Annotated in this window: 10 protein-coding genes and 1 pseudogene; 6 read left to right on the top strand and 5 right to left on the bottom strand. The window is 68.0% G+C overall.

What is annotated here, in order from left to right:
- Positions 1-744 carry a TetR/AcrR family transcriptional regulator gene (locus BJF87_RS19730; RefSeq protein WP_006357163.1) on the top strand — a complete coding sequence of 248 codons (744 nt, stop codon included), beginning with the start codon at positions 1-3 and terminating at the stop codon, positions 742-744.
- Positions 745-907: 163 nt separating this feature from the next.
- Positions 908-1,561, top strand: a pseudogene (locus BJF87_RS27130) (hypothetical protein); the annotation flags it as partial.
- On the opposite strand, the gene BJF87_RS19720 reads toward BJF87_RS27130, so the two are convergent.
- From BJF87_RS19720 to BJF87_RS19705, 4 genes are all read right to left on the bottom strand, one after another.
- On the bottom strand, positions 1,516-2,778 hold the full coding sequence (locus BJF87_RS19720; RefSeq protein WP_035752970.1) for an oxygenase MpaB family protein: 1,263 nt from the start codon (positions 2,776-2,778) through the stop codon (positions 1,516-1,518). The pseudogene BJF87_RS27130 and the gene BJF87_RS19720 overlap by 46 nt on opposite strands.
- Before the next feature lie 65 nt (positions 2,779-2,843).
- The gene (locus BJF87_RS19715; RefSeq protein WP_035752973.1) at positions 2,844-4,424 is read right to left on the bottom strand and encodes an MFS transporter; all 1,581 of its coding nucleotides are present in this window, start codon (positions 4,422-4,424) and stop codon (positions 2,844-2,846) included.
- A 110-nt stretch (positions 4,425-4,534) separates the two neighbouring features.
- A complete protein-coding gene (locus BJF87_RS19710; RefSeq protein ID WP_006357159.1) occupies positions 4,535-4,723 on the bottom strand; it encodes a hypothetical protein in 189 nt (62 codons plus the stop codon).
- 152 nt (positions 4,724-4,875) lie between these two features.
- Entirely contained in the window at positions 4,876-6,060 is a 1,185-nt protein-coding gene (locus BJF87_RS19705) for an ATP-grasp domain-containing protein (RefSeq protein WP_075863754.1), read from the bottom strand.
- Positions 6,061-6,291: 231 nt separating this feature from the next.
- On the opposite strand from BJF87_RS19705, the gene BJF87_RS19700 reads away from it, so the two are divergent.
- The 4 genes from BJF87_RS19700 (at position 6,292) to BJF87_RS19685 (ending at position 9,475) form a co-directional block, all read left to right on the top strand.
- Positions 6,292-7,407 (top strand): DMT family transporter, encoded by a 1,116-nt coding sequence (locus BJF87_RS19700; RefSeq protein WP_035752976.1) that lies wholly within the window; start codon positions 6,292-6,294, stop codon positions 7,405-7,407.
- 63 nt (positions 7,408-7,470) lie between these two features.
- Positions 7,471-8,337 carry an SCO6745 family protein gene (locus tag BJF87_RS19695; protein WP_035752978.1) on the top strand — a complete coding sequence of 289 codons (867 nt, stop codon included), beginning with the start codon at positions 7,471-7,473 and terminating at the stop codon, positions 8,335-8,337.
- Positions 8,334-8,795: a nuclear transport factor 2 family protein gene (locus tag BJF87_RS19690; protein ID WP_006357155.1), complete on the top strand. Its 462-nt coding sequence runs from the start codon at positions 8,334-8,336 to the stop codon at positions 8,793-8,795. Before BJF87_RS19695 ends, BJF87_RS19690 begins: the two co-directional genes overlap by 4 nt.
- An 11-nt stretch (positions 8,796-8,806) precedes the next feature.
- Entirely contained in the window at positions 8,807-9,475 is a 669-nt protein-coding gene (locus BJF87_RS19685) for a phosphoribosyltransferase (RefSeq protein WP_035752980.1), read from the top strand.
- Here the strand turns inward: BJF87_RS19685 and BJF87_RS19680 are convergent.
- Positions 9,417-12,056 carry a LuxR C-terminal-related transcriptional regulator gene (locus tag BJF87_RS19680; protein WP_035752981.1) on the bottom strand — a complete coding sequence of 880 codons (2,640 nt, stop codon included), beginning with the start codon at positions 12,054-12,056 and terminating at the stop codon, positions 9,417-9,419. The two genes, BJF87_RS19685 and BJF87_RS19680, sit on opposite strands and share 59 nt — an antisense overlap.
- Positions 12,057-12,140 lie beyond the last annotated feature (84 nt).

Below are 12,140 nucleotides of genomic sequence, written 5' to 3'. Positions count from 1 at the left end.
GTGGTCACGGTCGACGATCCGAACACCCAAGATCCGAACACCCACGATCCGAACGGGCACGATCCCAACGGGCGAGGGCCCGGCCGGTCCGCTCGGCGCCGCACCGGCCAGGACCGTCCGGCACGCAGCACCCGGAATCGTCCGACCGACGAACAACTGCTCGATGCCGCCTGCGAGGTGATCGCCGAGGTGGGCGCCGACCGGGCGACGATGACCGCGATCGCCGAACGCGGTGGCACCACACGGGTGACGCTCTATGCACACTTCGGGTCCCGCGATGAGCTCGTCGCCCGCGTGATCAACCGCGAGCTCGACATCTTCACCTCGTTCATGTTCCGCGTCTACGACGAGAGCGAGGACATGCCCTACGGGGCGCGGGCCCGCCATTCGGTGCAGTGCCTGTTCGACTACGCCCGGAACCATCCCGCCGGCCTGCGGGTGCTCATGGGACACAGTGGGGGCGGCGGTAGCAACCGGCGCCTGTATGCCGCACTCGAACCGAGGATCTCCGCGCGGTTGCGGAAGAACTACGCCGAGCGCGGTGCCGACATCTCCGCGGGCGCGGACACGCTCGCGTCTCTGCTGCTGGGCATGAGTCTCGACGTCGCGCATCGTGCGCTCATCGTCGACGGCGCCGGCATCGACGAGGCCTGCGACCTCGCGATCACCGCCACCATGGCCGTGCTCCGCGACGTCCGGCCGGAGCAGCTCCAGGCGCTCGACGCGTCGCTCGACCAGCGCTGACACCCCATTCGAGAACTCTGTCCAAGACGGTCCAAGGTCCGGACAAGTCGACCCCAAGTTCCCCACAAGCGGACCGGGCGATTCTTTCTCCTGTCACACGAACCCCCGCGGTCGAACCGCCTCCGGGCACCCCGGACGACGACCGCCCAGGAGAGGAAACCCCATGTCCCGCCCGCAGAACACCCAGCCCGACACCGACCACCTCGCGACCGAGCAGATCGACACCCTGCACAACACGGAGATCGGCCCCGTCTCCGGCCCCCGCCGGCCGCTGTGGCAGATCGGTCGCCGCGCCACCGTCATCGTCGCCTGTCTGGGCTTCACCGCCCTGACGGCCTGCAGCTTCAGCATCGGCTCCCAGACCGTCGAGGAGGCCTCCGACATCGACGTCGGCGAGTGCCTGCAGATCGGTGACGAGGCCGGCGAGGGCAAGGTGGAGGCCACCAAGGAGGACTGCGAGGGCACCGAGGGCCTCACCTTCTTCGCCGCCGACAAGGTGGCGTCCGACGCGGAATGCACCGCCGACTACACCTCGACCCTCACCTTCTCCGGCGGAGACCAGAAACTGTGCATGACACCGAACTTCGCGACCGACACCTGCTATCAGATCCCGCTCAACGGCGGAAAGCTCGCCGACTACCGCGAGGTCGAATGCGGCGCATCCCCGGTGGACAACACGGTCATCGCCAAGACTGTCAGCCGCGGCGACGGATCGATCGGCTGCCCCGATGACCAGACGAAGTGGACCTTCACACAGCCCACCTCGATCGGCTACTGCCTGACCGAGGACGTCACCGCCGCAGGCGCATTCGGCGGCAGAGCGGTCGGCCCGGCAACCGGCGGCTGGCCCGACGATGCGGAGTTCGCGGCCGCATCGACCAGACCATGGGTGACCCGGTAGTCGTCGCGCATCCGGGCCATCTCGGCATCGCGCACGCGGTAGGCCTTCTCGATCCGTGCACGAGCGCGCCGTGAGCCGCCCAGACGCTGTGCCGAGCCGGCCAGCGCGAGGGACGGACCGACCCGGCCGAGAAGGTGCTTGATCTTCCCGTCCGGGATGCCCAGGGCATCGGCGTCGTCATCGCCGATGAACACCCGCTGCAACCCGTACATGAGGTTGGTGGCCAATCGATCTCGCAGGATGCGCGGGCCGGGCAGTACGTTGGCGAGCTCAGGGACGAGGTAGTCCTCGGTGAGCGCGACCACGAAGTCGTGATCGTCGGGCCCGGGTCCCGGTGACGTCAGGCGGTACAGCTCTTCGATGCGGACATGATCGGCCTCGCACGTCGGGCCGAGTTCGGGACTCATCCCGACGACATGGCCGACGTAACGCCAGAGGTGGTAGATGTCCTCGAGCTCACGGTCGGTGAACCGGACCCCGAGGGTGTGCATCGCGTCGATCGCGATGTGGCCGAACTCGGCGATCGTGAACGCCATGTACGGCTGCGGAATCGGTACACCCCAAGCATTTTCGTTCCAGTCGCCGCGCTTCCACAGCATCTGCCGGACGTGCGCGTGGATCATGCGGACGCGCACGGTGTAGGCGAAACCGTCTCCGTCGCGTCGCATCCCGCCCGGGGTGATGACCTGACTCAGCCACTCCCCCACCTCCACCGACCGCATCGCCGGCTGCGACACATAGCGTCCGGTGATCGCAAGGGGTTTGGCGGCGATCGTGTTTCCCGCGCCGCGCACCAGCGAAGCCGCGCCCAGCACGATGCCGAGCGGCGCGGTGTTGACGATGAGCGCGTCCGCGGCCCGGGCCATCCGATCGTGGTCGACCCAGTCCGGCTCGTCGTCGAGAAAAGCGAACAGCGCCCGCATCGACTCGGTGGACTCGTCGAGCGATCCGATCCCGTGGGCGAGCGCTCTCCGGAGCACGGTGGTCGTGGACCCGCCCGGATGCGAGTCGGCCGCCACCGCGTCGGCGAGGGGATCGGCGAGCCACATCTGGTCGAGCCAGACTCGTCCGGCCTCCCCGTATCGCTGTACGGCCAGGTCGGCGTTCACCAGATCAGTGGGTATCCGCTCCATGACTCAATGAGAACACGTGCGTGCTCACTTTCCATTCGTTTTTCCCGCGCCGGCCGAGAGCGACCTCAGAGACTGCGCTGCTCCGCGTACTCGGCCATGGCCGCGCGCTCGCCGTCGTGATCCGGATAGAAGAAGAAGACGATGGCGGCGCCCACCAGCACGATCGCCGCGGCGGCACCGTAGGCGCGGTTGTCCCCGTGCACGAAGGCGTCCCGGGCGGCGCCGATGATCTGATCGGCGTACTGCGGATACCGCTCGGCGAGCACCTCGGCGCTCGAGAAGGACTTGGTGAGCGCCGCCTCGGTCTGGTCGGTGACCTGATCCGCCTGCGGGGAGTTCGCGATCGTCTCCCGCAACTGGTTGGCGTAACCGGCCGTCAGGATCGCGCCGAGCGTCGACTGCAGGATGGCTCCGCCGAGGTCGCGCTGCAGATCCGACATGCTCGACGCCATGCCCGCCCGCTGGACGGGCACCGATCCGGTGAGCGACTGCGACGCCGGGGTGCCGGCCAGGCCCACGCCGATGCCGACGAGGACGTAGACGAGCCCGACGTGCCAGAAGTGGGCGTGTTGATCCCAGGTGAGCATCGCGAACACCAGCCCGAGCACGATGAAGGCGTACCCGGACAGCAGGGTGAACCGTGATCCCATGCTCTGCACGAGTTTGGCCGACCGCGGTGCGACGACGACCATCGCGCCGGCAGCGGGCAGGATCGTCGCGCCCGCGGCGAGAGTCGAGTAGCCGAGCACGTTCTGCATGTACTGCTGGCCGATGAACATCGCGCCCATGAGCGTGCCGAAGACGATGAGCCCGCCGAGCGCCGCGACCCAGAAGGTGCGTCGGGATGCGATGCGGAGGTCGAAGAGCGGAACACGCACGCGCAGTTGCCGCCACACGAATCCGGCACCGGCGACGATCGCGATCGCGGCGAGGATGTAGACCTGCAGCCGCTGATCGCTGTTGGGGGCGAAATTGATGGCGAGGACCAGCGCCCCGACCATCACGATCGAGACGATGCCGCCGAGGTTGTCGACGACCGCCGCCTCGTCGCCGGTGTCGTCGGGCACCAGCCTCCATGCCGCCGCCAGCGCGAGGACCGCCAGCGGCAGGGTCACCAGGAACACCGAATGCCAGTCGAACACCTCCAGCAGACCACCCGACATCACCGGTCCGAGAGCGGAGATCGCTCCGCCGAACGCCGACCAGGCGGCGATCGCCCGGGTGCGTTTGGGACCCGACCACAGCGCGGTGATCACCGCGAGGGTCGTCGGGAAGGCCAGGCCGGCCGCGATGCCGCCGACCAGACGGGCACCGAACAAGACCTCGACGTTCGGCGCGAAGCCGGCCACGAGCGACGCCGGGATCGACAGAGCCATGCCGAACACGAGCATCCGCTTGCGGCCGTGGCGATCTCCCAGCGCACCGAAGTACAGCACCGACGCCGCGAGACCCAGCGAGTACCCGACCGCGATGAGGTTCAGCTGCGTCGAACTGGCGTCGAGATCCTTGCCGATGTCGGGCAGCGCGACGTTGGCCACCGCGAGGTTGATGTTGGCCACGCCCGCGACGAGGATCAGCGCGACGAGGATCGCACGCGCGCGTGCCGGTGCCGTACCGGTGTCAACCTCGGGCGTCGTCGACGTCATCGGTGAATCGTACGTGCGGAATCACTGCCCGAGCAGGACTTCCGCGCGTCAGCGGCACGGAATTGTCACGTCCCGGGGACCATCGGCCCCGGGACGGGAGAGTCGTGCCGTCAGATGCAGATGTTGAACGACAGCGAACCCAGCGGGACTCCGAAGCAGAGCGCCACGGACCCCACGACGGGTTGCGCCTCGACCGGCGCCGCTGCGGCGGTGGGCGCACCGGCGAGTGCGAGTGCGCCGGCCGCGGCGACAGTCGTGATCCCGACAGTCAGACGACGAGTGATCTTGGATGTGTACATAGCGAGCCCCCTCGAGCACGTTTCCCCCGCACCGAACCCGCTCACGTGACCCATCGCCGCAGGTGGTGCTAGGTTTCGAGTCTACGCCGACAGGGCCGGAGATCGTGTCGCACATCTGGGGGACACGGGTGGAACCGGTCCGTGGACCGGGCTCAGAGGCTGATCCGCAGACCGTCCCACTCGTGGTCGTGCATGAACCCCTCGGCGAGCCCGACCCGGTACTTCAGACAGCTGCGGAGGATGCCCGCGTAGGCGAACGGGAGCAGGACCGCCGGCTTCTGGTCGCCGGACCGGGTGATCACATCCGACGCGCCGCGGAAGTCGCGTGCGAACTGACGGAACGACCGGCCGTTGCGAGAGGGCGCACGCCATCCGTAGAGCATCATGCCGACACCGATCATCTTGTCGACACCGGGTGCGGGAGTGATGATCTCGGTGTCGGGGTCGGAGGTGCCGAGGAAGGCGCGGTCTACGCCGTCCTCCGGAGAGAACATCATGATGCCGCTCGTCGCGCGCGGATTGCACTCGATGCAGAACAGGTCCTCGTCCGGTCCGTCCTCGATGAAGTCGAAGCCGATCTGCCCGGTGAAGTTGACGCGCTCGACGATGTCGGCGACCCACGCCTGGATGCGCGGGTGGTCGACGGACCGGAAGTTCAGGCATGAGCTGCCGTCGATGGCGTAGTCGACCGGATAGGTGGCGTGCGCGTAGATCCGGCCCTCGTGGCACACCGAGTAGGTGCAGTACTTGTCGCCCGAGACCCATTCCTGTGCAACCCACGGGTTCTGTTCGTCGTGCTCGAGCCAGGTGAGCGGGTCCCCCGGCTGCACCTTGTGCACCTTCTGCGAACCGCGCGAGTAACACCGCTTGAGCGCGAAGGGCTTGTCGAAGTCGAGTGAACCCGCGTCCTCGGGGCCGGCGACCCGCGCGAATGTGCGGGTGGGGATTCCGAGTTCGACGAGCAGTTCCTGGAATTCGTACTTGTGGTGCAGCCGGTTCTCGATGTCGAAGTCGGAGAGGAAGAGCCGACACGTCGGCGGGAACAGTTCGGCGAGCATCGCGATGATGTCGGTTTCCTCGTGCACCGGGATCACCATGTCGACGTCGTTCTCCTCGACGATCCGGGCGAGGGCACGACAGTATTCGAGGGGCTCGAACTTCGGCGGCGGAACACGGTGGAATTCGCCTACCGCGTTGGAGAATCTGCTGATGGCGACGGGAATAGAGTCGACGGTCGTCACGCGATGGCCACCCGCAGCCATGAGTCGTGCGAGTTCCAGGGAGAGGAACGACCGACCGAAGGTGATCAGTACATGAGCTCGTCCGGCGCTGTCCACCCGACAGAGTCTAGGGGGTACTCCGGACCCTGACGCGCCACGTCGGCCCTACGCCTGTTGAATGGAATCGGACACTACGGGATTATTCGGTATCTATCTGTCGGTTCGTCCTGTTAGTTTCCGCACGACCGGGCTTTTGTGCCGGTCGAGCCTGTGGTGGCAGGCAGTCGGATTGGGCGACGGACCGGATGACCTCGAGAACCCGGGGTTCCGGACCGAGTTGGAGGAGGCATGCAACTGTTCGTGGTCGGCGTCATCGCCGCATGCCTTGCCGCTGTCGCCTACGGGATGTCGACGGTGCTCCGCGCGCTCGGCGCGCGTCGTGTCGCCGCGGCAGCCGCCGAAGAGGGTAAGGGCATCACCACCGAGACGGGTGCTCCCACCATCTCCTCGACGATGTCGACCTTCGTCGATCCCGCCTTCATCCTCGGCACCACGATGGTCGTCTTCGGCTTCGCCGGCGGGGCACTCGCCGCGCGGTTCCTCCCGCTCTTCCTGTCGCAGACCATCGTGTCGGCGAACCTCGTCGTCACCGCACTCCTCGGCACGATCATCCTCAACATCGCCCTGCACACCCGCGAATGGGTCGCCATCTGGCTCGTCGTCATGTCGCTGTGCCTGCTCGGTGTCTCCTCGTCGCATCACACCGGCGGCGGCGAAGAGGTCGGTTTCCACTGGGGTCTGTTCCTCGCCACCGTCGCGCTGTGCGCCTTCGCGCTCGTCGCCGTCTACAACCTCGGTTCGGCCGCCGGCGCCATCGTCGGCGGCGCCGCCGCGGGTCTGTTGTTCGGCATCATCGCCATCGCGGTCCGCATCCTCGACGGCGTCCAGCCGTTCGATCCCGTTGCGTTCCTGACCGACCCGGCGGCGTGGACCATCGCCGCAGCGGGCGCGGTCGGCTTCTACATCCAGACCGTCGCGCTCCAGCTCGGCGCGGTCAACGGCGTCACCGCCGTGCTGGTGGTCGGCGAGACCGCCGGACCCAGCCTGGTGGGTGTGGTGTTCCTCGAGGACACGGCCAAGCCCGGACTCGGCTGGCTTGCGATCCTCGGCTTCGTCGGCGCCGTCATCGGTGCCGTGCTGGTGGCGTGGTACGGCTCGGTCGACCCCGACCACCTCGGTGAGGCTCCGCCGATGAAGGGCGGCTGGCGTCGCGGCCGCGAGGAGCCGGAGTATTCCGACCCAGAGAAGTCCGAACCCGGCGCGTTCGAGGCGGAGGCCTTCGAGGCGGAGTTCCGAAGTGGACCGGGTGATCCCGACTCGCGCGACGACGACGCAGGGTTGCGTCCGGACGGCTCCGCGTCCGGCGATCGATCCGTCGGCAGCCGGGACTCGCGGCACAACTGATCGCGAGCGTCCATCGCCGCGAAAGTGGTTGACACCCGTTCCGCCGGTGGAGAAGGTGGGGTGATGACGCCCACAGCGACCACGTCGCTCTCCCGCCTCGCCTACGAGACCCTCGAGCCCTTCCACATTCTCGCGTACTTCAACCCGGGACTCGGCCCCGCACAAGAGGACACCGGTCTCGACGGCCACGCCTTCTACGTGGGCGCACGCGGAGCTCCCCTCGGCCCCTGCGCCGCCCCGGTCGTCTCCGCCGCGTTCTACAACTTCAACCCCGACCTGGTCGCCAAGTCCTGGCACGCCGCGGTCGACGCAGGCCTCGACCGAGTCCACGAACGTCGCAACGCGATGCTGGATGACTCCCTGCGGCAGATCCTCGGCGATTCCGCCGACGACGCCCTCCTCGACGAACTCGCCTCCGGGTACACCCGGCTCGCCGCGGACCTTCCGCTCGGCGGTCGTCCCCTCGCTGCGGCGTGGGCGTCGGCGCCGATCCCGGAGACACCGCGCCTGAGGTTGTGGCAGGCGACCGCTGTACTGCGGGAGTGGCGGGGCGACAACCACATCGCCGCCCTCGTCCTGCACGGACTCAACGGCTTCGATGCGGCGGTCTTCCACGAGGCCCAGCTGCCCGACCCGACGGTCAAACGCAAGGTCATGGGCAAGCGCGTCGTGCTGCTCACGCGTGGCTACACCGAACAGGACTGGGAGGACAGCATCGACCGACTGGCGGAGGCGGGCCTGGCCGAACGGACCGAGGACGGCCATCGACTCACGGCACAGGGTGCCGCGGTGTACGACGACATCGAGGCGACCACCGACGCCGCGGGCGAGTCGCTGTGGTCGGGCAACTCCGAGTTGCTCGAACGGACCCGTCCGATCGTGAAGGCCGTGCTCGATGCCGGCGTCCTGCCCGGAACGAGGCGCAAGTGAGCAATCACAACGAAGACGTCCGCGAGATCGAGAACCTCAAGTACCGCTACCTGAGGGCACTCGACACCAAGGACTGGAAGACGTTCGCGTCGACGCTCACCGAGGATGTGACCGGCAACTACGGTGCGAGCCTGTCCTTCGCCAACCGGGACGAGCTCGTGGGGTACATGGAGGCCAACGTCGGTCCGGCGGTCATCACCGAGCACCGCGTGAACCACCCCGAGATCGAGGTCTCCGGCGACACCGCCCGCGGCCGTTGGTATCTGCAGGACCGCGTGATCGTCGCCGAGTTCTCGTTCATGCTGATCGGAGCCGCCTTCTACGAGGACACCTACCGCCGGACCGAGGACGGCTGGCGCATCAGCGCCACCGGTTACGACCGCACCTACGAGGCCACCATCGGACTGGCCGATCTGCCGAGCTTCAAGCTCGAGGTCGGTCCCGCGGTGCACCTCTGAGGACACCCGACATGTCCGGCCGCGTCTTCCCCGACCGAATCGCGGCGGGACGTGCCCTCGGCGCCCGGGTCGCGGAGGTCCTGCGGTCCCGGGAGGACACCCACGCGGCCAGGCCGGTGGTCATCGGCCTGGCGCGCGGCGGGGTGCCCGTGGCCCGTGAGGTCGCCGATGCGACGGGCGGCGACCTCGACGCCCTCGTCGTACGCAAGATCGGCGCACCGGGACACGAGGAGTTCGCGATGGGCGCCCTGACCGCCGGCCATCTCGTGGTCAACGACGACATACCCCGCCGGTTGGGCGTCTCGCGTGCCGAGTTCGACGCGGTAGCCGACCGGGAACGTCGCATCCTGCACAACCGCGAGGAGCTCTATCGCGGCGGACGGCCACCGGTCGAGGTCGAGGACCGGGTCGTGGTGTTGGTCGACGACGGTCTCGCCACCGGCTCGACGATGGCGGTGGCCATCGACGCGATGGATGCCGCCGGTGCCGCACGGTTGATCGTGGCCGTACCCACGGCACCGTCGGATTCGGTCGGCCGCCTCATCGATCGGGGCGTCGACGACGTCGTCGTACTGACCACCCCGGAACCGTTCGAGGCGGTCGGACTCTCCTACGACGACTTCAGTCAGGTCGACGACGAAGAGGTGATCGAGTGCCTGGAGCGCGATCACCGTCCTTGAGCAACAGCTTGGCGATGCCCTCACGGTCGGTGACGTCGAGTTTGGTGGACGCACGGTAGATGTGCCCCTCGACGGTGCGCACCGAAACGGTGAGCCGCTCCGCGATCTCCTTGTTGGACAGGCCTGCCGCAACGAGATTCGCGATCTCGCGTTCACGTGAGGTCAACGGGAGCGGTTGTGCGGCGGTGATGAGCGCGGGCGTGCGCAGACCGCCGCATTCCGAGGCGAGTCGGTTGGCCACCGCCGCCGAGGCAACGGTCGCCGACCTGCTGCCCGCCGAATCATGCAGCACACTCGCCTGCGCGGCGGCGTCGGCCGCCGACAACCGAACGCCCAGTGACTCGAAATCGGCTGAGCACAGGTCGAGTTCGACGGCGTCACCGGCAGCGAGCGCGATGGCGTGCCGGGCGTACAGCGGTGCCAGTGGGCCGTCGACGAGTCCGGCGAGTTCGGTGAGTCGCTGGGCGACGGTGGCGTCACCGAACCTGGCCGCCGAGTGCAGCGCCTCCGCCTCGATGGCAAGTTGTTCTGTCTCCCTTGTCTCTTCGGCGGTTCGACGGAGAAGCGCGACGGCCGGCGTGATGGTGCCGGCGGCCGCCGACTGCCAGGCCTGCGCAATGGCCAGCATCGGACCGAAGATCGCGACGTGCCTGCCGTACCGGGCCCCCGCCTTCTCCAGCACCTCGGCGGCACGGTCGACCTGACCGAGTGCACTCAGTGCCTGGATCAAGAAGATGTGGGCCGGGAAGTTCCAGGACTCCGAGAACTCACCGCTGTCGAGGGTGGCGAGGGTCTGCTCCATCCGCCGGGTCACCGAGACGCATGCGCCGCGCGAGAGTTCCACGGCGGCAACGAGAATCTCCGACATGGCCCAACCCAGGTACTGCGCGGTCTGGGCGGCCGTCAGGAAGCGCCCGGCGGCAGTGTCCGCGTCGTCGAGCCGGCCGGTCAGCGTGAGGGCGAGGATCTCGCCGAAACCCGTCGGGAACCGGAGGAGTCCGTCGACCTCCACCTCACGCGAGTGCGCGGCCAGGGCCTCCACCTCGTTCCCGCGGCCTGCGACTGCTCGCGCGAGAGAACCACCGAACACGGCCCACTCGATCGCCCACGGAAGTTTGCGCTTCTCGGCGAAGACACTGTCCGACAACGCGATCGCCTCACCGATCCGGTTCTCGAACAGCGCGCAGGCCGAGGCGATGCCGGTGACGATGGGCACGAGCGCGGGCTGCATGTCCCGCTTGCGCAGCATCTGCAGGATCTCACCGGCACGGTCGGCGTCGCCCAGGGCCCAGAACGCGTTGCCGATCCGCAGATTCCCCCAGAGCAGGAGTTGCGCCTCGTCCAGATCGTCCGGGGAGAACCGCGACAGGATCTCCTCGGCCTCGTCGGGATGGCCCTGCCACATCCGGGCGCGTGCGAGCAGTTCGGCGACGTCGACCCCGGCGCCCTCGTCGAGGGCCGCCCGCGCGAACCGTTCACCGAGTGAGGTCTGCGCGAGTTTGAGGGCGTCGCTCGCCGCGGTGCGAACGAGCGACAGATCGATCTCGACGTCGCTCTCGATCGCGAGGTCGGCGAGCCTGATCCGCTCGGCGGGCGTGTCGGTGGGGCGGGATCGCAGCGCCTCGACGAGGTTGCCGCGGAGTCGGCGGGACGACACCATCCCGAGTCTGCGGCGGATCACCTCGCCGAACAGCGGGTGGTGGAAGGCGACATTCAACCGGCGGCCGTCGCGCGTGATGCGGACGAGGCCGGCGATCTCGGCCTCCTCCACGGCCTCCTCGCCGGCGAGTTCGGCGAGCACGTCGATGTCGAGCGGTTCACACAGGCTCAGGTACTTGAGCGCGCTGAGGACCGACGCATCGAGTTGTTCGATCCGCCCCTCGAGCAGCGATGCGAGTTCGGAGGTGATGGCCGCGCGGCCGCGCAACTGCCAGACCCCGTTGACCTGTCGCAAGGTGTTCGCTTGGCGGGCGCCGTCCACGAGATGCCGCAGGAACAGGGCGTTTCCACCCGATGCCTCCCACATCAGGGAGGCCGAATGCTCTTCGAGCTGCCCACCGAGGACGGATTCGATCAGCTCGACGCTCTGCTCTTTGGTGAACGGCGACAGCGTGATCCGGGTGAGGTGATTGTCCTTCCACAGGGAGGTGACGGCGTCCGGCACCGCCTCCCCGCTCCGGACGGTCGCCACGATGTGCACCGCACGGTCGATCGCGAGCTGATGCAGCAGGGTGGCCGACAACTCGTCGAGCAGATGCGCGTCGTCGACTCCGATGACGACATCACCGTCGGCGAGCAGAGATTCCCGGGCGGCCGCCAGATAAGTGACCGGATCGCTCGACGTCGCCGGACCGACCAGGTGGGCGAAGACCCCCAACGGAATCGATCGTGCCGACTCGGTCCCGGCCACCCAGCGCACGCCGGTCGGCAGTTCGGCGGTGACATGCCGGGCGAGGGTCGTCTTGCCCACCCCCGAATCGCCGGTGAGCACGACCCCGCATCCGTTCGTCTTTCCACTGAGTGCGGCGAGGATCGTGCGGAACTCACGCTCACGCTCGACCATCGGCCAATTTGTGGACATGCCACTGAATTTTAGTCCGCGGCGGCCTTCGGCGGGCTGCGCGAAGGATCGTCAATCGTCATTCGGCCGCCGAATCGCACCTCT

Source organism: Gordonia sp. CNJ-863 (assembly GCF_001942325.1).
GTDB classification, from domain to species: domain Bacteria; phylum Actinomycetota; class Actinomycetes; order Mycobacteriales; family Mycobacteriaceae; genus Gordonia; species Gordonia alkanivorans.
The sequence above is the reverse complement of the archived record's forward strand: the minus strand, read 5'-3'. Positions and strand labels throughout refer to the sequence as shown.

Bases quoted from the DNA above. Each gene is read 5' to 3' on its own strand.
- BJF87_RS19720 (WP_035752970.1), bottom strand. From the start codon at position 2,778: ATGGAGCGGATACCCACTGATCTGGTGAACGCCGACCTGGCCGTACAG.
- BJF87_RS19715 (WP_035752973.1), bottom strand. From the start codon at position 4,424: ATGACGTCGACGACGCCCGAGGTTGACACCGGTACGGCACCGGCACGC.
- BJF87_RS19710 (WP_006357159.1), bottom strand. From the start codon at position 4,723: ATGTACACATCCAAGATCACTCGTCGTCTGACTGTCGGGATCACGACT.
- BJF87_RS19700 (WP_035752976.1), top strand. From the start codon at position 6,292: ATGCAACTGTTCGTGGTCGGCGTCATCGCCGCATGCCTTGCCGCTGTC.
- BJF87_RS19695 (WP_035752978.1), top strand. From the start codon at position 7,471: ATGACGCCCACAGCGACCACGTCGCTCTCCCGCCTCGCCTACGAGACC.
- BJF87_RS19685 (WP_035752980.1), top strand. From the start codon at position 8,807: ATGTCCGGCCGCGTCTTCCCCGACCGAATCGCGGCGGGACGTGCCCTC.
- BJF87_RS19680 (WP_035752981.1), bottom strand. From the start codon at position 12,056: ATGTCCACAAATTGGCCGATGGTCGAGCGTGAGCGTGAGTTCCGCACG.